Raw genomic sequence first — 26,269 nt, 5'->3', positions numbered from 1 at the left:
CGCTACTACAACCACAACCGGCTGCACTCAACGGTCGGCCACCACACCCCAGCCGAAGCCCGAACCAGCTACCGTCAGGCCCTGGCTGCCTGAAAAACCCGTGTCCGCCTCACCGGGGCAACTCCACGAGTTCCGTCCCCAATCACGCGAGTCCCGCCGCCAGTCACGCGAGATACGTCCCCGATCACGCGAGTTCCGGCTTTGAGCACGCGGAGCCGGTGACGGGAGGGCGTCTCCCGTGATCCGAGGGGCTTCTCTCGTGATCCGAGGGGCATCTCGCGTGATTGGAGGGGCATCACGCGTGACTGGCGGGTCGGCACGATGTCGTCAGCTGGTCGTACAACTCCAGGTGACGGCGGGCGCAGGCCTCCGGGCGGTAGCGGGCGTGGGCGCGTTCGGCGAGGAGGCGGCCCAGGCGGGCCGGGTCGGGTTCGGCGAAGAGGGCGCGGAGGCCGTCGGCGAGGGCCGGGATGTTACCCGGTGGGGGGAGCAACACCGGGACATCGAGCAACGCCGGGACGTCGAGCATCGCCGGGACGCCGCCGGTGGCCGTGGCCAGGACCGGCTTGCCCGCCGCCATCGCCTCGGCCACCACCAGCGGCTGCTGTTCCATTGTGGACGGCAGGACGAGCGCGTCGGCGCCGGCCAGCAGCGCGGGCACGTCGGGCCGGAACCCGAGGAACGTCACGCGCCCCGCCAATGGCGGCTGCTGCGCGGCCCGTTCCGCCTCCGCCCGCTGCGGGCCGTCGCCGATCACCGTCAGCCGCGCGTCCGGTGGCAGCACGCCCGGGAGCGCCAACGCCGCCAGCAGGTCGAGGACGCCCTTGCGTTCCACCAGCAGCCCGGCGAAGACGAGGTGCCGCACCGGCCCGCGCGGCGGCGACGGTTCGGCGGCGGCGACGCAGTTGTCGATGTGCGCCAACCGCCCGGCGGGCACCCGCAACCGGCGGCGCAGGAACGTCCCCATCGCCTCGGCCGGCACCACCGTGCGGTCCAGGACACGGGCGACGGCGGCGTCCGCGGCCAGCACCGTCCGCGTGTAACCCGACGGCCCGGCCGCCCCGCGCTCGCCCCGGAACCACGGTTCCGCGACGTCGTCGGGCACACCGTGGTAGGTCTGGACCAGTGCGGGCCGCGGGCCCCGAGCGAACCGCAGGCCGGCGATCACCAGCCCCGCGCGCCGGTCCTGCGCGTGCACGACGTCGGGCCGCCACGCGCGCAAGGCCGCCCGCGCCCGGCCCGCCGCCGCGAGGTCTTCCTTGTCGGCCACGGCGAGTTCCTCGTGCCGGCCGTCGAGCAGCGCAGCACCCCGCGCGGGCACGGGCCCGAAGACGCGCACGTCGTGTCCATCGGCGGCGAGGGTGGCGGCCAGGCGGACGGTGACGTCGACCGGGCCACCGCGGTCTTGGGTGAGCAGGTAGGCGATGCGGGTCACGAGAGCGGCTCCGGCGGGGTGGGGGTGGGGTGGTCGAGTTCGCGGCGGGCCGGGCTGGGGGCCGCCGGTTGCCGCGCGGCGTTGGGCGGGCACGGCATGCGGGTCACGGCGGGCCACCGCGGTCTTGGGTGAGCAGGTAGGCGATGCGGGTCACGAGAGTGGCTCCAGGGTGCGACTCACGAGAGGTGCTCCGACGGCGTGAGCTTGTCGACGAGCGCGGCGATCTGGTCCGTCATCCGCTCCCGGTCGAAGGACAGCTCCACGCGGCGGCGACCCCGTTCGCCTTCGCGCCGGGCCAGGCCCGGGTCGGCCAGCCGCGCCGCCACGGCTTCGGCGAGCAGGCCGACCTCACCCGGCGGCAGCACCGCGCCCGCGTCCGCGACGCTCTGGCGCATCCCGCCGACGTCGAACGCGACCACCGGGCGCGCGCACGCCATCGCCTCCAGCGGCACCAGCGCCATTCCTTCGGCGCGGGAGGGCAGGACCACGACGTCCGCGGCGGTGTACCAGGCCGCCGGCTCGTCGGTGTGGCCCGCCCAGTGGACCGACGCGTGTCCCGCCACCGGGTGCCGCTCGCGCCACACCGGACCCATGGGCCCGTCGCCGGCGAACACCAGCTGGGCGTCCGCCCGCCGCCGCAACACCTGTGGCCACGCCGACAGCAGCTGGTCCTGGCCCTTGAGCTCGGCCAGCCGGCCCAGGCAGACGGCGATCGGCGCGTGCCGGGGCAGCCCGAGCCGGCGCCGGGCCGCGGTGCGGTCGCCGGGGACGAACCGCGTGGTGTCGACGCCGTTGCAGACCACCTCTGCCTCGGCCGTCACCCCGGCCGACCGGCCGGCCGCGAGTTCGTCGTCGCTCACGCACACGACGAGGTCGGTCCACCGCGACGCGAAGCGCTCCCACGCGGCGGACGCGCGCCGCAGCGGTCCGCTCGCCGTCTCGAAGGACCACAGGTGCGGCTGGAAGACCGTCGGCCGGCCGCCGCGCACGGCCAGCCGCCCGGCCAGGCCCGCCTTGGAGCTGTGGAGGTGCACGACGTCCGGGGCGAGGCCGGCCAGCAGCCGCCGCAGCCGCAGCGCTTCGGCCATCGAGCCGGGCCCCGGCGCCCGGCGCGCGGTCCAGCCCCGCACCTCGATCCCGGCCTCCCGGGCGCGTTCGGCGAGCCAGCCCGCCGGCGGGCAGGCGATCGTCACCGACCAGCCGCGGTCGCGTTGCGCCACCGCGAGTTCCAGCACGACGACGGCGACCCCGGCGGTCACGGGCTGCGAGACGTGCACGACCCTCACCGGAGGCCTCCCCGGCGCAACTCGGCCAGCGCGGTCCGCTGCAGCAGCAGCGTCGCCCCGGCGTACCCGGCGACGAGCACCGCGGCTTGGGCCACGACGCCCGGCAACGTGGTCCCGGCCCACTGTCCGAACGCGACTGCGGGCACCGCGGCCGCCACGCAGGCGAGCGCGACGCGGGCGAACATCCCGGCCAGCTCCGCCGCCGACGGCGCCACGCCGAGCCCGGCCAGCACCCGCCAGGTGAGCGGCACGACCAGCCACGCGGCGGCGAGCTGGCCGGCCGCGACGGCCCCGATTCCGGCGTGGGTCAGCAGCACCAGCGCCGCCGCGAGCAGCACCAGGTGCGTCGTCTCCAGCGCCAGGTACCGCCGGACGTGCCCGGTCGCCTTCACCGCCTGGTACCAGATCTGCAGCAGGCAGATGCCCAGTCCGTAGCCGGACAGCAGCACCAGCGGGCCGGCCGCGCCCGCCCACCGCGCGCCCAGCAGCACGACGTGCTCGGCGAGGACGGCGAGCGCCAGGTACAGGCCGCCGGTCACCACGAGCACCGCGCGGGTGAACCGCGTGACCGCCCCGCCGAGCGGCGCCCCTTCGCGCCGCAGCCGCGTGAACACCGGGAAGGCGACGGCGCCGAGCACGACCGCCACCATGATGTACGGGACCCAGGCGAGCCGGTACGCCAGCGAGTAGACGCCCACCGCGTCCGGCCCGAGCACGTGCCCGACCGCGAAGTAGTCGAGGTTCACCAGCAGCGCGCCGACGACCGCGGCGGGCCCCACCACGGCCACCCAGCCGAGCACCTCGCGCGCCGCCGCGGTGTCCCAGCACGGCCGGACCCCGCCGCGGGCCAGCGCGCCGAGCAGCGGCTGCGACACCGCCGTGGCCAGCAGGCCGAGCACCAGCGACACCGGCCCGGCCCCGCACGCGGCGAGCGCGACGGTCAGCACGGCACCCAGCACCGCGCTGCCGCCGTCGGGCAGCAGCCGCCGCCGGAAGTCGAGCTCGCGGTGCATCAGGCCCATCTGCACGCCGCCGGCGGCCGAGAACGGCAGACCGAGCGCGGCCAGCCGGACCAGCCCGGCGGCGTCCGGCGTGCCGAGCACCGCCGTGAGCGGCCCGGCGGCGGCCACCGTGGCGGCGGCCAGGACGAGCCCGGCGCCGACGCTCAGCGTCAGCACCGTGCCCGCCGTCCGGCGCGGGTCGCGTTCGGTGCGGCCGATGACGTCGTAGACCCCGATCGACTGGACCACCTGGCCGAGGTTCACCAGCGCCACCGCGAGCGCCACGGCGCCGAGCTGTCCCTCGGTAAGCAGTGCGGCCAGCACCAGGGTGACCAGCATCTGGCTGCTCTTGCTGACGAGGTTGACCACGCCCAGCCACAGCGAGCCGCGGACCGCGCGGCTCCCGAGCGCGGCGGTCACGCCGTCCGCACCCGGATCGGGCGGACGGCGGCGAACACCGCGAGCCCCCAGGCGGCGACGACCGCGACGCCGTCCAGCGTGACGGCCGCCCGCGCACCGAGGGTGGCCGCCACCGCGGCGTCCACTGTGTACAGATGGGCGAACGGAACGGCGAGGGCCAGGACGGCCAGCCCGGCGGCGCCCCAGCCGGGCTCGGCCCGGTGCCGCCACCACGACGCTGCCACCGCGGCCATCGACGGAACGGCGATCAGGACGTCACCGGGCTGGTGCACCACGCAGACCACCACGGCCAGGCAGGTCAGGAGGTCGGCGAGCGGCGCCGGGACGCGCCGGGCGAGCAGCGCGCTCGTCACGAGCACGACGGCCAGCACCACGAGTTCGATGCCGGCGGGCACCCAGCCGGTGACGCGGAAGAGCACGGCGGCGACGTCGATGCGTTGCGCGGTGGGGGAATCGACCGCGCCGTAGTCGGTGGCGCGGGCGTGGGTGAGGTTCGCGACGACGACGTCGAGGAACGGCCCGACCCCGCCCCCGCGCACGACGAGCAGGACGACGACGGGCAGGCTCGCGGTCGCGGCGATCGCGGTGCCGACGAGGGCGACCCGTCGCGAGCCGCGGGCGAAGAGCAGGACGGCCAGCGGGAAGCCGTACTGGGGCTTGAGCCAGGCGAGCGCGAGGGCCACCGCGGCCCACCCGGGCCGGTCGCGCCGGGCGAGCAGGGCGCCGGCCGCGCCGAGGGCGACGAGCGGGTTGACCTGGCCGACGTAGAGCTGCGCCTTCCCGACCTGGCTGGTGAGCAGCAGCGCGGAGACGACGGCGGTGGTGACCGAGAACGGCACGGCGACGTACCGCCGCACGGCGTGGGCGGTCAGCGCGGCGAGCGCGACGAGCAGCAGCAGCGAGAAGAGGCTGAACGCGACCGCGCCGACCCGGTAGCCCGGGAGCGCGAACGGGGCGTGCAGCAGGAGGTGGTAGGGCTGGTAGAGGTTGAAGTCCTGGCGCACGGGCCAGTGCGCGAACATCGCGGCGGGGTCGTAGGGGTTGCCGCCGTGGAGGAATTCGCGGATGGGGAAGTAGAGGGCATCCCGGAAGTCCTGCAACCGCTCCTCGCCGAGGACGGCGGGGGACGGCAGCGGAACCTGCCAGGAGGGGGCGAGGGCGTGCCAGGCGCTCAGCCCGCCGGCGAGGGTGGCGAGGAGGAGGACGAGCCGCTGCTTGGGGGACAGGCGGGTGCCGCCGAGGAGGGCGGGCCGTCGGGTGGCGGCGGTGTTTTGCGCGGTCATGCGGGCACCACCGCCGTGGGGAGGCTGGAACGCCGGGCTGGGGCGGTGTTTCGCGGGACTATGGGGGTGTGGCTACCGCTGGGGGTGGCTGGGTTTGGGTGGTGGGCCGCGGCATTTTCTTGCGCGGCTGTGCCGGTACCGCCGCCGCGAAGCGGGGTGGCTGGGTTGGGGTGGTCGGGCCGGTGGGCTGCATTCTCTTGCGCGGCCATACCGGTACCACCGCCGTGAAGGGGGCGGGAGGCGCCGCTGGTGCTCTGCTGTGCGGAGCTCATGCCAGCACCACCGCCACCAGCACCGCGTCCGCCGGCAGCACCGCCACCGCCGCCGTCAAGTCCGGGTGGTGCCGTCCCGCCGGGGTCACCGCCACCACCGAGGCGCCCTCTCCGCTCTCCTCCGGCAGGCCGGCCGCCAGCTTGGCCGCCGTCTCGGTCAGGTCCGGCTGGACCGGCAGCACGCGCACCGGTCTGCCCGCCGCGCGGCACAGCACCGCCAGGCGGTCCGCGGCCGCCGGGTCTTCCTCGTGGAGCACCGCCACCGGGCGGTGGACCCCCGCCGCGGCCAGTGCGCGGCGGACCGGGCCCGGGCCGCCGCCGCCCGGGGTGAGGCGGCGCAGGGCCGCCGTTGCCAGTCCCGCCGCGACCGCGCCGACCAGGGCCAGCCCGGTCACCAGGGGGACGTCCGGGGCCACCGGGATGATCTCCGGCCGCGGATCCAGCGTCCGCAGTTTCCCCGCCGGGGCCAGCAGGTCCGCGTCGATCATCGCCTTGGCCAGTGCCTTCGCCGTCGCGCCGGCGCGCTCCGCCGAGGGCGCGCGCACCGACAGCCGCGCGAGGCCCGATGCCGGGACCAGCTCGACCGACACCTGGCCGGCCAGCTCGTCGGGCGCGTACCCGGAAACCGGGGCCGCCGCCTGCAGCACCGACGGGCTGCGGGCCAGCTCCACCAGCGCCGGCAGGGCCAGCGAGACGACCTCGCCGTACGGGGCACCGTCCGCCGCGGCGGGGCCGGCGAGCAGGCTCACCCGGCCCTGGTACTCCTCGCCCCGCGTCAAGCCGACGATCAGGACGAGCGCCCCCGCCAGCAGCGCCACGGCGGCGCTCGACACGGCGGTGCTCGACACGGCAGCGCGGTAGTTCATCGGGCACCTCGGAGGAGTTCGTCGTAGGACTTCATGAGCGGGTGCGGGTCGTAGTCGCGTTCGATGGCCCGGATCCCCTCGGCGGCCACGGTTTCCCGCGCCGCGGGGTCGAACAGCAGCGTGTTCAGCGCCGCGGCCGTCGCGGCCGGGTCCGCGGGCGGCACCACGATCCCGCCGCCGCCGGCCAGCACCTCGCCGATCCCGCCGACGCCCGTCGCGACCACCGGCCGTCCGGCCGCCATCGACTCCAGGACCGCCAGCGGCAGGCCCTCCCAGTCGCTGGTGAGCACCGTGACGTCGGCCGCGGCGAGCAGGTCCGGCACGTCCGCCCGGGTGCCGAGGAACTCCACCCGGCGGCCCAGCGCCTGCGCGCGGCGCTCGAGGTCCGCGCGCAGGCTGCCGTCGCCGGCCAGCCACAGCACGGCGTCGCCGCCGACGGCGGCCCAGGCGTCCAGCAGCACGTCGTGCCGCTTCTGCGGTTCGAGCCGGGCCAGGCAGAGCGCCACCGGCGTCCGCTCCGGGACGCCGAGGGACGCGCGGATCTCGGCGCGGCCGAACACCGGCGTCCGGGGGAACACGGCGTTGGGGATCACCACCGGCCGCGCCGGCCCCGCTGCCGCCAGGCGGTCCGCCGTGGCCGTCGACACCGCGACGACCCGGGCCGACGTGCGGCGCAGGATCCGGGCCGCGGCGGGGTAGTCCTCGTCGGCGACGCCGTGGAAGACGGTGACCGGCCGCCGTCCGGCGAGCCGCGTCACCAGGCTCGCGCCGACGTTGTGGGCCAGCACCACGTCGGGCCGGAACCGCGCGATCGCCCGGCGGGTCGCCCAGGCGGCCTTCAGCACGCCCGCCTTGCTGCGGCGGGCGAGCGGCACGGGGAACGTCGGCGTGCCGTCCGCGGCGAGCGCGTCGGCGCGGAAACCCCCGCCGCTGGCGACGCCGGACACCCAGCCGTACTCGCCGCCGCGGGCGGCCATGCCGGCCACGAGCGTCTCCGCCCCGCCGGCCCCCATTTCACTGATGACGTGCAGCACCCGCATCGGCGCTCCCCTCTCCTTCTCGGCGAACCCGGGCTTCGGCCGCGACGGCGAGCGCGGCCAGCGACCACAACGGCAGGTAGTACTGCTCGGACAGGAAGGTCGACGTGACGAGGACGGCGAGCAGCGCCGCCTGGATGGCGACGGCCTCGGTCCGGGCCGGCCCGGCGCCGGCGAACCGGATCGTCCGCTCGCTCGCCACCGCGGCCACGCCGGCCACCCCGGCGAACAGCGCGAACCCCGGCAGGCCCAGCTCCGCGGCGACCTCGAGGTACATGTTGTGCGCCACCGGCGTCTGCTCGTCGACCTCGGCGTCGTGGGACTCGGCGGCGTAGTGCTCGCGGAAGCTGCCGGGACCCACTCCGAGCAGCGGGTGCGCGGTCAGCATCCGGGCCGCCGCCTGCCAGCGCAGCTCGCGTGTGTCCACATTGGACGCCGCGATGTAGCTCTTCTCCTGCAGGGCCCGGTCCAGCTGCGGGCCGGCGAACAGCAGCGCGCCCAGGCCCAGCGCGGCGACCGCCGCGGCCCCGGCCGCGACCACCCGCCACGGCAGCACCCGGCGCAGCAGCAGCCAGCCGACCGCCGCGCCCAGGCCGAGCGCGCCGCCGCGGGAAAACGTCGCCGTCGCGCCGGCCACCAGGACGATGCCCGCGGCCGTCAGCACCGGCCCCCGGCCCCGGCGGTGCACCGCCGCGAGCAGGGGCACCGCCGCGACGAGGAAGTAGGCGAGGTCGTTCGGGTCCGGCTGCGGGCCGCTCGCGCGGGCTTCGCCCTCGGCGACCAGGCTGTAGAGGGCGCCCGCGCCGGCGACGGTGGCGCCCGCGGCCGCCGCCAGCAGCAGCCGGCTGATGGGGACCTCACGGCTCGCCACGTCCGCCAGCGCCGCGGTGACCACGAGGAACGGCAGCCACCGCACGGTGTACTCGGCGGTGAACTCGCCGGCCGCGTGCACGGCCGCCGTCGCGGCCAGCACGACGGCGAGCAGCGCGAGGACCGCGTGCAGCGGCGTCGGCCGGGGCAGCTGACGGCGGCGGACGCGCACGGCGAGCCAGACGACGGTGAGCAGCGCGGGCGCGACCTTGCCGAGCTGGCTCTGCACGGCCGTCAGGTAGCCCTCGACCGGCGCCAGCCCGACGGTCGCGCACGCGAGGACCTGCAGCACGGCCGTTTCCCGGGATTCACGCCGGGACGGCCGGACGACCGTGACCATGGTCATCTCCCCGTGTCCAGTCTGGTCACGGGCCGGGTGCGCCGCACGGCCGTCCGGCGGACGTGCTCCCCGGTGCCGACGACGTCGAAGTGCTCCCGCAGCGCGGAAAGCACCCAGCCGAGCCACGCCGCCTTCCGTCCGCCCGGCGCCGCCATGCCGGGGAAGAACTCCATCCCGGGCGCGTCGGCGGCGCCGAGGACGTCGGTCGGGTGCAGCAGCAGCGAAGGGGAGACCCCGCGGGCGCGGCACAGCCGCAGCGCCGTCCGGAAGTACCCGCGGGCCAGCCGGGGCGAGATTTCGTGCAGCTGCAGGAGGTACGAGCCGTGGATCGGCGTGCGCAGCAGCGGCATCGTCGTCACCGGGAGCTCGGTCAGCTCGCGGCCGACGCACGTCTGCCAGCGGTAGGCGTGCACCGGCGCCAGCACCCGGGACACCCCGCCGAACAGCTCGTCTTGGCCTTCCTCCGCGGCCTTCGCCGTGCGGTTGTGGTACGCGCGGGCCAGCGGGCCGATCCACGTCGGCAGCGTGCTGGCGTCGTAGGCGTAACCGCGTTCGGCCAGCAGCTCGATCAGGTCGCGCGTGACGCTGTAGCCGGGGCCGCGGAACCCGCTCGGGCGGGGTGCGCCCGCGGCGGTGATCGCGTCTTCGGTCCGGCTCAGCTCGTCTTCGAGGCGGTCGCGGGAGTAGCGGTGCAGCCAGGGTTCGTGGCCGAAGGAGTGGTTGCCCACCTCGTGCCCGGCCGCGGCGATCTCGGCGACGGCTTTGGCGCCGTCTTCGCGGACGACGTCGGCGCCCACGACGAAGACCGTCGTCGTCAGGCCCTGTTCGCCGAGGATCTCCAGCAGCCGCGGGACCGCGGACGGCAGGAAACTGGGCCGGTCGCGCCACGCGGGATCGCCGTGGGTCTTGAGGTAGGCCCACAGGTTGTCGAGGTCGACCGAGACGCTCGCGAGCGGCCGTGGGGTCACGCGGCTTCCCCGGCGAGGGCGGCGGTGCCGGTGCGCGACTGCACGCCGAGCAGCAGCACGCCGCACACGACCACGGCGAGCCCGGCGGCGACCCACGGCCCGTGCCCGGCGACGACGTGGTCGCCGAGGACGGCGATCCCGGTGACCGACGAGAGCACGATGGTGGTCGCGTCGGCGGTGGCCACGACCGCGGCCGCCGCCCCGCGCTGCAGCGCGGCCGCCATCGAAGCCTGCCCGAGCACCGCGGCCGCGAGCATCAGCCAGGTCAGCGGATTTCCTGGCAGAGCAGCGAGATCGAGGTGCGCGAGCGTCCGGCTGGCGACCGCCACGACGGCGAACGCGACCCCGGACAGGACGGCGGCGGGCAGGAACGTCCCCGCCCGGCCCGCGGGGACCATGGCCAGCCCGATCCCGAGCACCACGGCCGCCAGGGCGGCGACCCCCGCGAACGGGAGGTCCGTGGCGACCGAAGCCGACGAAGACCCGGCCAGCACGACGAGCCCGGAAGCCAGCAGCACCAGCGTCATCACCTCCGCGGGGCGGATCCGCCAGCCGAGGACGACGACCCCGAACGCCGTCGCCAGCCCGATGGCCGACGAAGAGGCGGTCTGGACCAGGTACAGGGGCAGGGAAGCGCGTGCGAAGAACGCGAGCGCGAACCCGCCCGCCTGGCCGGCGAAACCCAGCAGGTACAGCCGGTCGGCGGCGAGCCGGGCCAGCAGGCCCAGTCCCGCGCCCGGCCGGTTGCCGGCCCGCCGCGCGGCGACGCTCTGCGCGACGATCCCCACCGCGTAGAGCACCGCGGACGCCACGAGCACCGCGTAATCCACCACGAACCACTCCTCACGTGCCGCACCGCGAACCCGGGTGACCCGGCAAAGCGTAGGAACGCGGAAGTGACTTCACTTTCGAAGGATGCGATTCGGGAATTCGTCACGCTCCGAGACCGATTGGCGAAGCCGGAGCCACACCAAGGCGTGATGCGGTGGCGGATTCTGGCCGGCGGACCACGTTGCGTGATAAGACTGTGTCGGTGCGCGGAGACGCCTTCCGGCGAAAGCCGCCGCCGCCCGCGCGAGCCACCCGTTCGGGCTATCCAAAGCCCGGTCAGCGGCCTGTGGGCCTCACACGATCGGTGAATCGGGTGGAAGGGTCGGCGGCCCATCAGTACGTTTTTCCCACCAAGACGTTTCCTGCCGGGGCGGAACATTGCCTTGAATGCCGTCGCGGCAATTGTCTCATCGAGGGAGAATCCATGCTGAAGAAAATCGGTTTCGTCGCCGTGGCCATGGCCGCCGGCGCGTTCGTCACCGGCGGCATCGCGTCCGCCGGGACGCCGGGTGACGAGCACCACCGCCACCACGGCGACTACGGCTACGACTACGACTCGACCGGTCAGGTCGGCCTGGTGAACCTGGACAACACCGACGTGCTCCACAACGTCAACGCGACGGTCGGCTTCTGCAACAACGACGTCAACGTGCTCGGCGTCCAGGTGCCGCTGCACGACGTGCTGAACGGGCTCGGCGTGCCGGTCCTGTCGCCGGGAGCGAGCTCGGCCGAGGGCGAGTCGCCGTACAACTGCGCCTCCAGCGGGCTCGCCGACGGCGGCACCAGCCAGGGCGAGTGACTTTCCGCTCCGGCGGAACAAGAATGGTTTCCGGAATGGCGCAGCACCGGTTTGCGCCGTGAAGTGCCGCCCCGGACGGGGCGGGCAGTTGAGGAGTTCTTTCCCGTGATCAAGCAGTTCGGATTCGTCGCGACCGCGCTGGCCGCGGGGCTGGCCGCGTTCGGCGGCTCGGCCTCGGCGACCACCGTCACCGTCTCGGGCCACCCGGGTGACCAGAGCGAGCAGTACGGCCTGGTCAACCTGCAGAGCATCGACGCGCTGCACAACGCGAACGTGGTCGGTGGCGTTTGCGAAATCCCCGTCAACGTGCTCGGGGTGCAGGTCCCGGTGTACGACACCCTGAACGGCGTCGACGTCCCGATCATGTCGCCGGGCGCGCACGAGGCCGAGGGCGAGTCGCCGTCCAACTGCGCGAGCGGCAGCATCGCCGACGGCGGGACTGCCCAGGGCCACTGATCGACCCGGTGGGAAGCCGTCGCGCGGATGCAGTTTTCCGCGCGGCGGCTTTTCGCGCTGGGTGGGGAAAGGATGGGAGCACGACCGTGGCCGGTGACGTCGACCCGGCGGTCGAAAACGCGCAGCTGCGCGAGGCGCTGTCGTCCCAGCCGGTGATCGAACAGGCCAAGGGCATGGTGATGCTCCTGCGCGGCTGCACCGCCGCCGACGCGTTCGGCCTGCTCATCACCGTGTCGCAGCTGAGCAACGTCAAGCTCCGTGACGTGGCCGCGGTCGTCGTGGCCGCGGGCAGCGAGGCCGAGCCGGGACTGTCCGACGAGGACGCCGAGCGCGCTGTCCGCGCGGTGTTGTGCCGCCACGTGCTGGGTCGTCCGGCGTGAAGAGTGGCTGGTGAACCGGCGAGGTCGTGCGTCGCCCGGCTGCGGGCTCGGCTGAGGGGGTCACACCCCGCCGGTTCACCAGCCGGATACGGCGTTCCCGGGGTCGAGGGGAACGCGTTCCGTGGTTTCGATCCTACGGCGTCGACGCGGTTTCCGTCGCGGTTCTTCGGGTGGTTGTGGCATGAACGAGTGTGCGAATGCGTCGATTTCGGCGAAAGCGTTTCCGGCGTGCTGAACCTCACCGACCCGATCGGGTCAATGTGAGCCCGGTCAGCGGCCCGCATGTGCACCCGATGGTGTCGTGAAGTGGAAACCTTCCCATTCTGTCAGTACGTTTCCCTCACGCGGGACGGAAGAACACACACCTCGCCGCCGTCCTGTCCGATGCACCGCACTCATCGAGGAGAACAAATGCTCAAGAAGGTTGGTTTCGTCACCGTGGCCATGGCGGCCGGCGCTTTCCTGGCGGGTGGCGTCGCGTCCGCCGGCACGCTGGACGGCTGGGGGGACCACCACGGTGGCCACACCGGTCAGGTCGGCCTGCTCAACCTGAACAACACCGACATCCTGCACAACGTCAACGCCACGCTCGGCCTGTGCGGCAACGACGTCAACGTGCTCGGCGTCCAGGTGCCGATCCACGACTCGCTCAACGGCATCGGCGTGCCGATCCTCTCGCCGGGCGAGCACGAGGCCGAGGGCGAGTCGCCGTACAACTGCGCCTCCGGCGGCCTCGCCGACGGTGGCACGAGCCAGGGTCACTGAGTCCCCGCGCCGCGGCTGCCCGTTGTGTGTGCGGAAGCCGGCCGAGGCGCGGACCCCGGCGCCGCGCGTGAGTTCGTGCCGCGTGCCCGGAACGGGGAGCGAGCTGCACACTCCGGTTCCCCGTTCCGGGCACGCAGCGATCCAGCGCAGCCGCCGGCACGGGTGGGACCGGTCCCCGCGCAAGGCCGGTGAGCCGGTCCCACCCGGCGCAGACGAAAGCCGCGACCGAACCTTCGGTCGCGGCTTTTGCCGTGTCAGCGGCGGCGCAGCAGCCGCCCGAGTACCCGGCGTCCGGGCCGCGGAGCGGGCGTGGTGCCGACCCGCAGCACGATGTCGAGCAGCGCGGCCTGCTGCGCACGGCCGGCCCGCGCGTAACCGGGCGACGCCGCAACGGCGCGGCGGAGGTCATCGGGATCGGCGGTGCCGGTGTCGAACCCGGCGACCCGGGTGACGTCGATGGGGCCTCGGCACTGGGTTTCCAAGGGAAGCTTCTCCTGCGGTCGGGCGTGCGGTCCGTCCTCTCGTTATCGCTCTGTTACCGCCGGCGTTACCGGTCCCGTGTCCCTCGGTCAGGTGAGATAGGCCGGCACCCGTGCGGCGCCGGCCCTCTCGCCGGGTCAGACCCGGGTCCACCTCTGGTTGGGCTGGCCGTTGCAGCTCCACAGGATGGCGTGCGTCCCGTTGGCCGTCGCGGCGCCTTCGACGTCCAAGCACAGTCCCGAGTGGACGTTGCGGACCGTGCCGTCCGTGCCCAGGGTCCACTTCTGGTTGCTCTGCCCCGTGCACGAGCGGCTCGTCACGCGCGCGCCGCTGGTCGTGCCGTCGAGGCACTTGTCGCCGAAGACGCGGATTTCGCCGTTGGGCCAGGTGGTCCAGAGCTGGTTCGCGGCCGTCTGGCAGTCCCAGACCAACGTGCCCGCGCCGGACGTCGTCGAGGCGTTGTCGACGTCGAGGCAGCGGCCGGATCCCGCATCGCGCAGCCGGGAGGTCGTCGCGGCCAGCGGGGTGCCGCCGGAGACGCGGTAGGCCGCGACGCCGTGGGCGGGCACGCTCGCGCTGATCGTTCCGCTGCTCGCCGACGTGCCGCCGGTCCACACGTCGGTCAGGGTGAACGACGTCCCGGACAGGCCGATCTGCGCCGCCGTGGTGCTGATCGTCGTGGTGCCGCCGCCGCGGTTGAGCAGCCCGACCGCGACCGAGCCGTCGGCCAGCGGCTTGGCGAAGACCTCGACGTCGCCGTCGTCGCGGACCCGGCGCCCGCCCGCGCCCAGGCGGTCCTGGTCGATCGCCAGCAGCCGGGGGTTGCGCAGGACCGCGCTGATGTCGGCGGACATGCTGCGGACGTCGTTGCCCGCCATCAGCGGCGCGGCCAGCAGGGCCCAGAGCGCGAAGTGCGCGCGGGATTCGGTCAGCGACAGGCCCGGGCGCCCGACGACCAGCATGTCCGGGTCGTTCCAGTGCCCGGGACCGGCCTGGGCGGCGAGCGGGGCGGTGACGTCGAGGACGTTGCCGACGCCCATCGGGTAGCTGTTGGTGTTGCCGTTCTGCCAGATGTCGAGCAGGTCTTCGGTGGTGCGCCAGAGGTCGGCGACCTGGCCCCAGTCGTACTTGTCGCCGGTGATGGCGTGGTAGCTGTTGGGGTTGGTGCTGTAGACGATGGGACGGCCGGTGGCGCGCAGGGCGTCGCGCATCAGGCCGAACCGCGTCACCTGCTCGTCGCGGGTGCCGGCGGGGGAGCACCAGTCGTACTTGAGGTAGTCCACGCCCCAGGACGCGAAGGTGCGGGCGTCCTGCGTCTCGTGGCCCTGGCTGCCGGTCGAGCCCGGGTAGGTGCCGGTGCGCTGGGCGCACGTGCGGTCGGTGGGGACCTGGTAGATGCCGAACTTCAGGCCGCGGGCGTGGATGTAGTCACCGAGGGCCGCCATGCCGCTGGGGAACTTCGAAGCGTTGCCGCGCAGGTTGCCCTGGGTGTCGCGCTGCGGGTCGAACCAGCAGTCGTCGACGACCACGTACTGGTAGCCCGCGTCGCGCATGCCGGAGGAGACGAGCGCGTCGGCGGCCTGGTGGATGGTCGACTCGGAGACGTTGCAGCCGAAGCTGTTCCAGCTGTTCCAGCCCAGCGGCGGGGTCACCGCCGGGCTCCCGGGCGCGGCGACGGCGGCCGGCGGCACCGCGGCGGACAGCGAGAGCGCGGCGGCCGCCGCGGAAAACAGGTGCAGGACCCGTGAGCGGGTTCGAGCGGGCATCGTTGCCCCTTTCCGGACGGGGACGGGCGGACCGGAAGTTAGCGCTAACACTTTCGGTCGCGCGGACTTTCGCGGAACTTTCGAAATTTTCGCCTTGCTGATCCGGTGGCCCAGGTATGTATAGAGGACCGCCGGTACCGCGTCCACCCTCCATCGGCGCAGCATTGCCAAACGCGTGCACGGATGATTACAGTCCCCTGTCTGGGAGCGCTCCCACTTCCGCCGGGCTCGACGACGAGGAGATGGCGAATGCGGGCAAGGAGATTCCGGGCTGGACTGGCGTTGCTGGCGGTGACGGCGCTCGGGTTGACGGCGGGTTCCGTGCCCGCCGCCGCCGCGGACTACGAGCGGTTGCTCAACGGCACCTTCGCCGGCGGCACCACCGACCCCTGGTGGGCTGGGGCCGGGACGACCGGGCGCGTCACCGGCGGTGAGTTCTGCACCGACGTCACCGGCGGCACGGCCAACGGCTACGACGCGCTGGTCGGCCAGAACGGCGTCCCGTTCGAGGCGGGGCAGCAGTACACGCTGCAGTTCGACGCGCACGCGACGACCGCGCAGCCGATCTCGGCCGTCGCGGGCGAGGCCGTCTCGCCCTACCGCCAGATCTCCCGGACCGACCTGGCGGTCACCCCGGCGACGCAGCACTTCACCGTGACCTTCACGTCCACTTTGGACTTCCCGGCCGCCGGCAACGGCCAGCTGGCCTTCTGGTTCGGTGGCCAAGCCGCGAACAACACCGTCTGCTTGGACAACATTTCGCTGGTCGGCGGCGTGATCCCGCCCGGCGGCCTGCCGCCGACGAGCGGCATCCGGGTGAACCAGGAAAGTTACACCCCCGGCCTGCCCAAGCACGCCACGGTGATCAACAGCTCGGCGTCTCCGGTGCCGTGGACGCTGCGCAACTCGGCCGGCACCGCGGTGGCCACCGGCCAGACCCGCCCCCGCGGCGCGGACGCCGCGTCCGGCGAGAGCGTCCACGACATCGACTTCTCCGCCTACGACACCGCGGGCACCGGCTACACGCTGGCCGTCGGTTCGGACACCAGCTTCCCCTTCGACATCTCCGCGGACGGGCTGAAGAAGCTGCGCTACGACGCGCTGGCGTTCTTCTACCACCAGCGCAGCGGCATCGCGATCGACGCCCGGTACGTCGGCGCGAACTACGCGCGTCCCGCGGGACACGTGAACGTCGCCCCGAACCAGGGCGACAACAACGTTCCGTGCCGGTCGGACCTGAACTGCGGGTACACCCTCGACGTGCGCGGCGGCTGGTACGACGCCGGCGACCACGGCAAGTACGTCGTCAACGGCGGCATCGCGACCTGGGAGCTGCTCGACGAGTACGAGCGCGCGCTGAAGTTCGGTGACGCGAGCGCGCTCGGTGACGGCAAGCTCGCCATCCCGGAGCAGAACAACGGCGTCCCCGACATCCTCGACGAAGCCCGCTGGGAGGTCGACTTCCTGCTCTCCATGCAGGTCCCCGACGGCAAGCCGAACGCGGGCATGGTGCACCACAAGATCCACGACGCGGCGTGGACCGCCCTGCCCACCCGGCCCGACCAGGACAGCCAGCCGCGCCGGCTCTCCCCGCCGAGCACGGCGGCCACGCTGAACATGGCCGCGGTCGCCGCGCAGGCGTCCCGGCTGTGGAAGACCATCGACCCGGCGTACTCGGCGAAGCTGCTCGCGGCGGCCGAGAAGGCCTACGCCGCGGCGAAGGCCAACCCGAACGTGCTCGCCGACCCGAATGACGGCACCGGCGGCGGGACCTACAGCGACAACACCGTGACCGACGAGTTCTACTGGGCGGCCGCCGAGCTCTTCGCGACCACGGGCCAGGCCGCCTACCGCGCCGACGTCACCGGCTCGTCGCTCTACCGCGGCGTCAGCTTCAACACCCACGGCTTCGACTGGGGCTCGACGGGCGCGCTCGGCGACATCACGCTCGCCCTGGTGCCCACCGACCTGCCGGCGGCGGACGTCGCGGCCATCAAGACGGCCGTCACCACGACCGCCGACAGCCACCTGGCCCAGATGGCGGGCATGGGCTACCCCGCGCCGTACCGCACGGCCGACGGCACGTACGAGTGGGGCTCCAACGGCCTGGTGGCCAACAACGGCGTCGTGCTGGCCCTCGCGTACGACTTCACCAAGCAGGACAAGTACCGCGACGGCGCGTTCCAGGCCGTGGACTACCTGCTGGGCCGCAACCCGGCGAACTACTCCTACGTCTCCGGCCACGGCGACCAGGCGGTGCAGAACGTGCACCACCGGTTCTGGGCGCACGAGCTGGACCCGTCGCTGCCGACCGCGCCGCCCGGGGCGCTGTCCGGCGGGCCGAACAGCGGCCTGCAGGACCCGACCGCGGCCCGGCTGCTCGCCGGCTGCGCACCCCAGCGCTGCTACGTCGACGACATCCAGGCGTACTCGGTGAACGAGGTCGCGATCAACTGGAACTCGGCGCTGGCCTGGCTGGCGAACTGGACGGCCGAGAAGTCGCCGTCGGCGGTGGACACGACCGCCCCGGCCGCGGCGGGCAAGCCGGCCGTGTCCGCGGTGTCCGCCACCGGGGCGACGGTGACCTGGGCGGCGTCTTCGGACGCGGAGAGCGGGATCAAGAACTACGACGTCGTCAGCGTGACCGGCACGGCCCGCAAGGTGCTCGCCACGGTCACCGGGACGAGCGCGACCCTGACCGGCCTGGCGCCGTCGACCGCGTACACCCTGGTCGTGGTGGCCCGCAACGGCGCCGGCCTCACCGGGCCGGACTCGTCGTCGACGCAGTTCACGACGCTGCCGGACGCCTCGGGCGGCGGCTGCACGGTGACGTACACGGCGAACTCGTGGTCCGGCGGCTTCACGGCCGCCGTCACGCTCACCAACACGGGCACGGCGGCGTGGCCGACGTGGACGCTGAAGTTCGCCTTCCCGGGCACCCAGAAGGTGACCCAGGGCTGGTCGGCGACCTGGGCCCAGTCCGGCGCGGACGTCACGGCCACGGCCATGCCCTGGAACGCCGCGGTGGGGCCGGGCAAGTCGGTGTCGATCGGGTTCAACGGCAGCTACACGGGCAGCAACCAGCCCCCGGCGGCCTTCGCGGTGAACGGGAAGACCTGCGGCTGACGCTCCGATCGGCGAACTCCCGGTCCGTCCGCTAGCGTTTCACGTGTGGGCAGACGCGCCTCCTCCCCCCTCGGCGCGTCTGCCCACACTTTTCCGCCGCAAACCGGCCGCTCGGTCAGGAACCTCCCGGCCGGAAGTCCACGAGCGCCACGGTGATGTTGTCTCGCCCGGACGCGTTCATGGCGGCCGCCCACAACGACTTCACCGCCCTCGCCGGCCCACCGGGCGCGCCGAGCAGACCCTCGAGGGTCTCGTGGTCCACCAAGTCGCTCACCCCGTCGGAGCACAGCAGCAGCCGGTCGGCGCCGGCCAGCGGCTCGGCGGTCGCCGGCAACGCGGTTCCGTCGGTGCGCCCGCCGAGGCACCGGGACAGCCCGCCGAGCGGGCCGCGGTCGTCCGTCGACACCTGGGCCAGGTAGCCGCCGCTTTCCAGGTAGACGCGCGAGTCGCCGACCCCGAAGTGGGTGCTGCCGTCCGCCGTCAGCAGGACCCCGGCGACCGTGGTCCCCATCCCGGCCACGGCCGGGTCGGCGCGGCCCATGGCGAGCAGTTCGGCGTCGATCCGCGCCAGCACCGCTTCGATCTCGGTCGCGTCCCGCGGCGACGCGGCCGCGAGCGCGCGCACCGCGTGGGCGGAGGCGACTTCGCCCGCCGCGTGCCCGCCCATCCCGTCGGCGACGGCGACGACGACCGGTGCCGACAGCGGGAGTTCGTGGGTGACGGGGTCGGCGAAGCTGACGCCGCAGGCGGTGAACGGGCCGGCGACGAGGGCGTCCTCGTTGGCGTCCCGCACGGCGCCGCGGTGGGTCAGCACCGTGACGCGGACGGCCCGCGCGCCCGCGCTCGCCGCGGTCACGACGGCCCCGGCTCCACCACGGCGACGACGTCGGAGGCGATGCGCAGCCGGTCGCCGTGGACCAGCGGGGCCGTCCGGCCGCCGGGCACCGGGGTGTCGTTGACGAAGGTGCCGTTCGTGGAGTGCTCGTCCCGCACCCACATCCGGCCGTCGGGTTCGACGCCGACGCTCGCGTGGCGGCGCGAGACGTTGTCGTGCCGGGCGAACACGCCCGCCGCCGGGGACTGGCCGGGATCGCGGCCCAGCAGGACCGTGCCGGGCCGGGGAACGTCGACCGCCTGCCCGCCGAACACCAGGCGCACGGCCCCGCCGGCCCGCGGGGCGGGCTGCGCCGCCAGCGGTTCCAGGCATTCGACGCAGACGAGGTTCGCCGGATCGGGGACACCGGCGCCGCACGCCGGGCACCGCGCCGCCGGCTCGGCGGGCTCCCGCTCCGGCGCGGCGGTGGCCGGGGGTTTCTCCGCTTCCTCGAGCAGCATGCCGCAGGTCTTGCACAGGGCCTCGTCGTCGGTGTTGTCGGTGCCGCACACCGCGCAGATCACGCCAGCCACGTGACCGCCTCCGCCGTGATGCCCCGCGCGGCCAGCCCGGCACGCAGCCGGTCGAGGTCACCGCGGCGGGGGATGCCGATCAGCCGGACGGCGCCGGCGTCCGCGGACAGCTGCATCGCGGGCGCCGGCGCCGCCGCGGACCCGCCGTAGCGCTCGGCGCCGAGCGGGGTCAGCGGCACGATCTCCTGGTTGTCCGAGCCGCGCAGTTCGGTGCCGCGGTTGCGGCGCTCGACGTAGGGCCCGGCCACCACCGCGTCGCAGCGGCCGAGCGCGTCGGCGCACTCCGGCCGGGCGGCCAGCCGGGCGTGGGAGTAGCCGGAGAAGACGAGCAGGTCGGCCGGGCGGTCCCGGCCGCGGCGCCACCGGTCCAGCTCGGCGAGGAGGGCGGCCAGGCCGAGCGGCTGCTGGAACGGCTCGCCGCCCGACACCGTGACGCCGTCGAGGGGGCCGTCGAGCGAGTCGAGCCAGCGCACGACGGCCGCGGGCTCGACGTCTTCGCCGGCGGCGGGGTCCCAGGTGTCGCGGGAGGCGCACCCGGCGCACCCGATCGTGCAGCCCTGCAGCCAGATCCCGGCCCGGACGCCGTGCCCGAGGACCGTGAGCGGGTGGTGCAGCCGGTTGATGCGGACAGCGGTCATGCCAGCTCCAGTTCCACGTCCGGGCCGTGCCGGGACACGCCGGCGATCGTGACCCGCGTTCCCGGCGTGTGGTTGCCGTCGAACAGTTCCCGGGCGAGCGGGTTGATCAGGAACGACTCCAGCGCCGTGCCGATGCCGCGGCCGCCGTTGGCCAGGTCCGCCGTGCACCATTCGCGCAGCTGCTCCCGCGCCGGGCCGGCGACGTCGACGGTCACGCCCTGCTCTTCGAGCACCCGCCGGAGGATGTTGTCCAGCTGCTGGCCGAAGATCTCGGCGGCGGCCGCGGGGGAGACGAAGCCGAACACGACGATGTTGTCGCCGAAGCGGTTCAGCAGCTCCGGACGCGAGAGCGCGGTGGTGAAGTGCTCCGCGATGGCCGCCCGGACCTTCGTCTCCACCACCTCGTAGGGGTCTTCCGGGGAGATGTTCGGTTTCCGCCTGCCGGTCGCGGGGTCGACCGTGCTCACCCCGAGGTTCGACGTGAAGATGAGCACGCACTCGGAGAAGTACGTGGTCGCGCCCCGGCCGTCGCTGAGCCGGCCGTCCTCGAGGATCTGCAGGAACTTGTCGAGGATGCGGGCGTGCGCCTTCTCGATCTCGTCGAAGAGGATCACCCGGAACGGCTGCCGCCGCACGGCGTTGGTCAGTTCACCGCCCACCTCGTACCCGACGTACCCGGGCGGCGCGCCGATCAGCCGGTCGCCGGAGTGCTCGGCGGAGAACTCGCTCATGTCGAACCGGAGGTAGGCGCTCTCGTCGCCGAACACGAGCGAGGCCACGGCCTTCGCGAGCTCCGTCTTGCCGACGCCGGTCGGGCCGGCGAAGAACAGCACCCCGCGTGGCCGGTTCGAAGAGACCCTGGCCTGCGCTCCGGACAGGCCGAGCGCGGCGCGCTTGAGGATGTCCAGCGTCTTCCGGACCGGGTGCTCCTGGCCGATCACCTTCTCGGAGACGCTCTTCTCGCCGTCCGCGATCCGCTTGTGGAGGAAGCTGCGCCGCCACGGGTTGTCCAGCACACCGAGCTTGTACACCCGCACGGCGTCGGGCAGGTCGGACAGCTGGAGCCCGCGGTCGCGGGCCAGCCGGGTCACCCCGGACATGTCCCGCAGCGTCAGGCCTTCCGAGCGTTCGGCGAAGACGTGGTAGCGCTCCGCCGCGTCCGGGTCGGCGGTGCCGCCCAGTGACGGCCCGAGCAGCCGGGCGGTGTCTTCGCGGTCGCCGAGGTCGGGGCGCGGGAGCCCGATCACCCGGAACCGTTCGTTGTCGGCGGTGAGCCAGACCGGCAGGTCCAGCTCGCGGTCGACGAGCCACAGGATCGGGTTGTACAGCGGGCTCGGCCGGTGGCTCGGCCCCGGCCCCGGGGTCGCGGTGCGCGAAAGCTTGAGGCAGAACAGGAAGAAGTCGCGTTCGGCCGCGTCCAACCGGGACACGTCGACAGCGAGGCGCGAACCGTAGTCGATGAGGCAGGCCGCCCGGCCCTTCCGCGGGTCGGTGACGGCGGAGAGGTAGCGGGGCAGCCGGTCCATGGACGGCGGCTGGCTCTTCGCGATGTCTTCCCCCAGCACCCGGTGGGCGGCTTCGGCGGCCCGCTTGCCGCGGTCGTCGTCGGTCGACGGGTACACCGACAGCCCGTCGACCTGGTCGTACACCAGGAGGAACTCGTAACCGCTGCGCTCCAGCACCTGCCACAGCAGCTGGCGCAGCGGCACGAGCTGGGGCGCGCGTCCCGGCGAACGCCGCAGGAAGACGTCCCGGATGTTGTCGTGCAGGACGTACTGGGAGTGCACCGCCAGCGTCGAATCGATCTCGCGGACGAAGGCGGGCAGTTCGGGGCCGGTCGGCTGCTCGGTCACCGCTCACGCTCCTTGACCCGGTTTTCCTTGCGCCCCGGGGGTTGGAGGCGCTTCGCCACCGGCACCACCCGTTCGCCGGGCGGGACCAGGCGCCGTTCGACGACGTGCATGCCGGAGCCGCCGAGGGCGGTGCGGAGCTTCTCGAGGTCGCCGCACCACTGCTCCTCGCGCTCGGCGTCTTCGCGGCGGGCGTCGGCGCCGGCCCGGTCCTCGAGCCGGATGACCGCCGCGCGCACCTGGTCCTCGTCGATCACCAGCTGCACGGCGTGCTGCTGCCACTCGGGACGGACCAGGCGCAGCCGGTCCGGGTTGCCGGTCACGGTCGCGAAGCCCTCGTCGACGGTGTAGCCGAGGCCGGCCAGGGTGTCCGCGACGGACGCCCGTACGTAGCTGTGCTCGAGTTCGCGGCGGACGCGCTCGGCGGCCCGTGCGGCCCGGTCCGCCAGCCCGGGGTCCCACCGCCGCCGCCCGCCCACCACCGACTCCAGCTCGGCGCGCACGCCGGCCAGGTCCGGATCGGGCGAGCCGGCCGGGATCGCCTGCAGCAGCCGGGCCGCCGACACCGCCTCGGCCCGGCGTTCGCGAGCGCGCTCGCCGGCCCGCTGGACGCGCAGCCGCAGCTCGTCGAGCAGCGTGTCGTGATCGACGTCCGGGCGCGGCACGGCGACTTGCGCCGCGGCCGCGAGCACCTCCGCCCGGTCCTCGGCGGAGGCCTCGGGGGTCAGCCTGCCGAGGATGCGCGTCACGGCCGCGAGCGCGCTCGGCGGCGGGGTGCGCGGCGCGGCCGCCTTGCGCGCCATGGCCTCGTGGTACTTGTCGAACGCCTCCTGCGCGGTGACGGGCCGTTCCAGGTCGACGGTGTGCCGCAACACCGAGAGCACGGCGACCTCGGTGCGCTGCCGCAGTTCCTGCTCGACGAGGTCGAGTTCCGCCCGGGTCGCGGCGCACCAGGCGTCCAGCTGCGCGGGCGACTCCGCGCACGGCTGCAGCGGGGCGGGCAACCCGGCCGCCAGGTCCGCGGGGGCGTGGTGGCCCAGCACCTCGATCCGCGCGTTGAGGTCGATCACGCGGCGGGCGGCCGACTCCCACGCCAGCAGGGCGGCGTTCCCGGCCTCCCAGTCGGCCCGGTTCCGCTCGGCGCGGTCACCGACCTTGGTGAGCCCCGCGCCGAGCAGGTCCACCGACCGGGCCGCGACGAGCGCCCCGGCCTGCACGCCCCGCGCGGCCAGCCACACCGATCCGCCGACCACCGCCACCACCGCGACGCCGACCATGCCTTCGCCACTCATCGAGCACCTCTTGTCCGTTTCCGCGTCATCGGGTCAACGCCGTCCGGCGTTCTTCGTCGTGCGCCGCCGACCACCGGCGGTACCGGCCGGCCGCCCAGACGGCGTGCGCGATCGTGGCGGCCACCGCCGCGAAGGGCACCAGCCAGGTGAGGAAGGCCAGCGCGATCAGCGCCGCGATGATCCCGGCGGCCCAGAACCGCGGCGCCCCGCGCAGCCGGCCGCCGATCCGGCCCATCGCCACCTGCACCGCCTGCCACAGCGAGTACCGCGGGTGGTAGTCGGCGGCCATCAGGTGGGCCAGCACCAGCTCGGCGGCGAAGTGGGTGAGCACCGGGAACGTCACCAGCGCCAGTGCCGGTGTCTTCGCCGAGAACATCAGGACGAAGAACCAGAGCCCGCCCAGCACGGCGGCACCGGCGGCGGCCCGGCCCGTGGCGCTGCCGCGGCCGGCTTCCCGCTGCCGTTCGTGGTCGTCCCACGCCGCCTGCCGGGCCCGCTCGGCCTGCTCCGCTTGCTGCTGCGCCACCACGATCCGCTGCGCCTCGGCCTTCGCGATGCCCGACACGAACAAGCCCGCATACGCGCGGGCGGGGTCACGGCCGGCCCAGCGGAGGAGATCGGCGAACCAGTCGATGCGCACCGGGAGCTGCCTCGCGCGGTCGTCGAGCTCGCGCAGCCAGTCGTCGCCGCGCGGTGCCCCGGCCGCGAGCTCGAGCATCGCGGCACGCGCGACGGACCGGTGCTTCGTCGTGCTCAAGACGTCCGTCAGCCGGGGGTTGCGCTTCAGGGTCGCCACGGCGGTGCGGAGCTCGCCGACGGCCGCGGCCCAGCGGGTCGCCACCGCACCCAGCTCGGCCGCGTCCTCGAACCCGGCCAGCACCTCCAGCAGGCGGCCTTCCCAGAGCTCGTCGACGATCTCCCGGGCCTGCTCGGTCCCGTCGTCCCCGTCCGGGCCGTCCTGCGCCTGCCTGGCCAGCTGCCGCAGCTTCGGCAGGTCGATGTGGGCCTGGCGGTAGACCGGCGGTTGCCGGGGGTTGAGCCCGGCCAGCAGCCGCAGCAGCTTGGCGTTCGGCTTCTCGTTGCTCTGCTCCAGCCGGCCGAGCAGGTCGAGGCGTTCTTCGACGACGCCGACCGGGTACTGGTCCGGGTTGTCGAACTGGTGCAGCCACCGGGTGAACGCCGTCCACGACGGACTCGGCGAGATGCCGTACCGGCCCGCCGCGAGGCGCCAGTTCCGGGCCATCGCCACGGCGAGGCTTTCGGGATCGCGGAACCGCTGCCCGGCGAACTCGAACTCGGTCGCGTCGACGGGCACCCGGCGGTCGGGCACGGCCGGCGAGCCGCCCGCGAGCCACGCCCGGACCTGCGGTTCGCCCCAGCGTTTCGCCTCGTCGGAAACGAGCAGGCCGGCGCAGATCCGGTTGAGGCGGGGATCGGTGATCGCGTCGACCGGCACCGGCTTCGTCGTGACGAACTTCTGGATCATCAGGTCGTCGAGGCCGCGGAACGGCTGCTGCCCGGTCGCCAGCTCGAGCACCATGATGCCCAGCGACCACCAGTCCAGCGCCGGGGAGACGTGCCCGACCCCGGTTTCCGGCGCGGCGTAGGCCGCGGTCCGCGCGACGCTCGTGAAGTGCGCGGTCGCGTTCAGTCGGCGGCTGAGCCCGAAGTCGGCCAGCACCAGCTCGATCGCGGGGCTGCGGCCGCGGATGAGGACGTTCTCCGGCTTGAGGTCGCGGTGGGTGATCCGCCGCGCGTGCAGGGCCGCCAGCCCCGCGGCGAGCTGCCGGACGATCTCGGTGAGGCTCGCGGTGTCGAAGGTGTGCTTCCCGGCACCGGCTTCGCGCAGGCTGCCGCCGGGCAGGTACTCCATCAGCTCGAAGAAGCGCCCGTCGGCGAGCGTGCCGGTCTCCACGACGTGCACGACGTGCTTCGACCGGATCGCGGCGAGCTGCGCCCGGACGTCGGGGTCGGGCTTGATGTGCGGGTAGTAGATCTTCAGCACGAGTTCGGTGCCGGGGTGCGCGGTGTCGGCCACCTTGGTCAGCTGAGCTTCGCCACCGGAGCCGGGCAGCGCTTCGAAACCGCTGAGCCGCGCGGCCAGTGCGGCGGGAAGCGCATCGGCGGGGAGCGCCGACCACGGGGGCGCGGGCGGGTTCGCTTCGCGGCGGGTGGCGTTCGCGGCGGGCGCGCCTTCGTGGCGGGTGTGGTTGGCGCCGCCGGGCGGGCCCTCGTGACGGGTGGCGTTCGGTCCCGGGGCGCCTTCTCGGCGGGTGCGGTTGACGCCGCCGGGCGGGCCCTCGTGACGGGTCGGGGCCGGGCCGCCGGGCACGCCTTCGTGGCGGGTGGCGCCCGGCGCGGCCGGGGTGTCCTGCTCGGCCGCGGCGGTGTCGTCGCGGGGCGTCGCGTTCGGCTCGGCCATCCGATCCTTCCTCCGGGCTCTCGCATTCGGTACGGCAGCACCTTGACGGACCGGGCCGCGCCACGCCGGGTGTGCCGTCGAATTGTCATCTTTCTGTCCGGAAATGACCGCGCCCAAGCAATTGGCGGATCGCCAGGAAGGCCCGTTGGCAACGAATTAGTGCTTTCCTGGTCGGGCGGGTAACGGCAATACTGCCGGTAGCGAATGAACGAAGGCGTTGTCAGTCGTGCGCTCGCCCGGCCGCTCGCGGAAATCGCCGAACCGTCCCGGAGGACCCTG

Annotated in this window: 22 protein-coding genes; 5 read left to right on the top strand and 17 right to left on the bottom strand. The window is 74.1% G+C overall.

What is annotated here, in order from left to right; translation table 11 throughout:
- Positions 1-295: 295 nt before the first annotated feature.
- The 9 genes from ACLJPY_RS46510 to ACLJPY_RS46470 form a co-directional block, all read right to left on the bottom strand.
- A complete protein-coding gene (locus tag ACLJPY_RS46510) occupies positions 296-1,435 on the bottom strand; it encodes a glycosyltransferase family 4 protein (protein ID WP_410597408.1) in 1,140 nt (379 codons plus the stop codon).
- A 176-nt stretch (positions 1,436-1,611) separates the two neighbouring features.
- Positions 1,612-2,721, bottom strand: coding sequence for a glycosyltransferase (locus ACLJPY_RS46505; protein WP_410597407.1), 1,110 nt, complete (start codon positions 2,719-2,721; stop codon positions 1,612-1,614).
- Positions 2,718-4,142 (bottom strand): oligosaccharide flippase family protein, encoded by a 1,425-nt coding sequence (locus ACLJPY_RS46500; protein WP_410597406.1) that lies wholly within the window; start codon positions 4,140-4,142, stop codon positions 2,718-2,720. The genes ACLJPY_RS46505 and ACLJPY_RS46500 overlap by 4 nt, the downstream gene beginning before the upstream one ends.
- On the bottom strand, positions 4,139-5,425 hold the full coding sequence (locus tag ACLJPY_RS46495; RefSeq protein ID WP_410597405.1) for a glycosyltransferase 87 family protein: 1,287 nt from the start codon (positions 5,423-5,425) through the stop codon (positions 4,139-4,141). The genes ACLJPY_RS46500 and ACLJPY_RS46495 overlap by 4 nt, the downstream gene beginning before the upstream one ends.
- Before the next feature lie 268 nt (positions 5,426-5,693).
- Positions 5,694-6,563 carry a hypothetical protein gene (locus tag ACLJPY_RS46490; protein ID WP_410597404.1) on the bottom strand — a complete coding sequence of 290 codons (870 nt, stop codon included), beginning with the start codon at positions 6,561-6,563 and terminating at the stop codon, positions 5,694-5,696.
- Complete coding sequence (locus tag ACLJPY_RS46485; protein ID WP_410597403.1) at positions 6,560-7,603, bottom strand: glycosyltransferase; 1,044 nt, start codon at positions 7,601-7,603, stop codon at positions 6,560-6,562. Before ACLJPY_RS46485 ends, ACLJPY_RS46490 begins: the two co-directional genes overlap by 4 nt.
- A complete protein-coding gene (locus ACLJPY_RS46480) occupies positions 7,578-8,810 on the bottom strand; it encodes an O-antigen ligase family protein (protein ID WP_410597402.1) in 1,233 nt (410 codons plus the stop codon). Before ACLJPY_RS46480 ends, ACLJPY_RS46485 begins: the two co-directional genes overlap by 26 nt.
- A 2-nt stretch (positions 8,811-8,812) precedes the next feature.
- Positions 8,813-9,778, bottom strand: coding sequence for a polysaccharide deacetylase family protein (locus ACLJPY_RS46475; RefSeq protein WP_410597401.1), 966 nt, complete (start codon positions 9,776-9,778; stop codon positions 8,813-8,815).
- Positions 9,775-10,611 (bottom strand): hypothetical protein, encoded by an 837-nt coding sequence (locus ACLJPY_RS46470; RefSeq protein ID WP_410597400.1) that lies wholly within the window; start codon positions 10,609-10,611, stop codon positions 9,775-9,777. The genes ACLJPY_RS46475 and ACLJPY_RS46470 overlap by 4 nt, the downstream gene beginning before the upstream one ends.
- 422 nt (positions 10,612-11,033) lie before the next feature.
- Between ACLJPY_RS46470 and ACLJPY_RS46465 the strand changes: the two genes are divergently transcribed.
- The 4 genes from ACLJPY_RS46465 to ACLJPY_RS46450 all read left to right on the top strand — a co-directional run bounded on the left by ACLJPY_RS46465 (position 11,034) and on the right by ACLJPY_RS46450 (position 13,009).
- Positions 11,034-11,408, top strand: a complete 375-nt coding sequence (locus tag ACLJPY_RS46465) for a hypothetical protein (RefSeq protein ID WP_410597399.1) — start codon at positions 11,034-11,036, stop codon at positions 11,406-11,408.
- A gap of 105 nt (positions 11,409-11,513) precedes the next feature.
- Entirely contained in the window at positions 11,514-11,864 is a 351-nt protein-coding gene (locus ACLJPY_RS46460) for a hypothetical protein (protein ID WP_410597398.1), read from the top strand.
- Positions 11,865-11,950: 86 nt separating this feature from the next.
- Positions 11,951-12,244: an ANTAR domain-containing protein gene (locus ACLJPY_RS46455; protein WP_410597397.1), complete on the top strand. Its 294-nt coding sequence runs from the start codon at positions 11,951-11,953 to the stop codon at positions 12,242-12,244.
- A 411-nt stretch (positions 12,245-12,655) separates the two neighbouring features.
- Positions 12,656-13,009: a hypothetical protein gene (locus ACLJPY_RS46450; RefSeq protein ID WP_410597396.1), complete on the top strand. Its 354-nt coding sequence runs from the start codon at positions 12,656-12,658 to the stop codon at positions 13,007-13,009.
- 254 nt (positions 13,010-13,263) lie between these two features.
- Here the strand turns inward: ACLJPY_RS46450 and ACLJPY_RS46445 are convergent, their stop codons facing one another.
- Positions 13,264-13,491: a hypothetical protein gene (locus ACLJPY_RS46445; protein ID WP_410597395.1), complete on the bottom strand. Its 228-nt coding sequence runs from the start codon at positions 13,489-13,491 to the stop codon at positions 13,264-13,266.
- A gap of 135 nt (positions 13,492-13,626) precedes the next feature.
- Positions 13,627-15,255 carry a glycoside hydrolase family 27 protein gene (locus ACLJPY_RS46440; RefSeq protein WP_410597394.1) on the bottom strand — a complete coding sequence of 543 codons (1,629 nt, stop codon included), beginning with the start codon at positions 15,253-15,255 and terminating at the stop codon, positions 13,627-13,629.
- A gap of 249 nt (positions 15,256-15,504) precedes the next feature.
- Here ACLJPY_RS46440 and ACLJPY_RS46435 point away from each other — a divergent pair, with 249 nt between their 5' ends.
- Positions 15,505-18,381, top strand: a complete 2,877-nt coding sequence (locus ACLJPY_RS46435) for a glycoside hydrolase family 9 protein (RefSeq protein ID WP_410597393.1) — start codon at positions 15,505-15,507, stop codon at positions 18,379-18,381.
- A gap of 115 nt (positions 18,382-18,496) precedes the next feature.
- Here ACLJPY_RS46435 and ACLJPY_RS46430 read toward each other — a convergent pair whose 3' ends face one another.
- Genes ACLJPY_RS46430 through ACLJPY_RS46405 form a run of 6 tightly spaced genes read right to left on the bottom strand, consistent with a single transcriptional unit; the run spans position 18,497 to position 25,990 of the window.
- Complete coding sequence (locus ACLJPY_RS46430; protein WP_410597392.1) at positions 18,497-19,237, bottom strand: PP2C family protein-serine/threonine phosphatase; 741 nt, start codon at positions 19,235-19,237, stop codon at positions 18,497-18,499.
- A complete protein-coding gene (locus tag ACLJPY_RS46425; protein WP_410597391.1) occupies positions 19,234-19,788 on the bottom strand; it encodes an FHA domain-containing protein in 555 nt (184 codons plus the stop codon). The genes ACLJPY_RS46430 and ACLJPY_RS46425 overlap by 4 nt, the downstream gene beginning before the upstream one ends.
- The gene (locus ACLJPY_RS46420; RefSeq protein ID WP_410597390.1) at positions 19,776-20,426 is read right to left on the bottom strand and encodes a 4Fe-4S cluster-binding domain-containing protein; all 651 of its coding nucleotides are present in this window, start codon (positions 20,424-20,426) and stop codon (positions 19,776-19,778) included. The genes ACLJPY_RS46425 and ACLJPY_RS46420 overlap by 13 nt, the downstream gene beginning before the upstream one ends.
- The gene (locus tag ACLJPY_RS46415; protein WP_410597389.1) at positions 20,423-22,279 is read right to left on the bottom strand and encodes an AAA family ATPase; all 1,857 of its coding nucleotides are present in this window, start codon (positions 22,277-22,279) and stop codon (positions 20,423-20,425) included. Before ACLJPY_RS46415 ends, ACLJPY_RS46420 begins: the two co-directional genes overlap by 4 nt.
- Entirely contained in the window at positions 22,276-23,568 is a 1,293-nt protein-coding gene (locus ACLJPY_RS46410) for a hypothetical protein (protein WP_410597388.1), read from the bottom strand. Before ACLJPY_RS46410 ends, ACLJPY_RS46415 begins: the two co-directional genes overlap by 4 nt.
- Positions 23,569-23,593: 25 nt before the next feature.
- Positions 23,594-25,990 carry a protein kinase domain-containing protein gene (locus ACLJPY_RS46405; protein WP_410597387.1) on the bottom strand — a complete coding sequence of 799 codons (2,397 nt, stop codon included), beginning with the start codon at positions 25,988-25,990 and terminating at the stop codon, positions 23,594-23,596.
- Between the last annotated feature and the right edge of the window lie 279 nt (positions 25,991-26,269).

The sequence above is a fragment of the Amycolatopsis sp. lyj-23 genome (assembly GCF_046549135.1).
Lineage (GTDB): Bacteria > Actinomycetota > Actinomycetes > Mycobacteriales > Pseudonocardiaceae > Amycolatopsis.
This window is presented reverse-complemented; position numbering and strand designations above follow the sequence as displayed.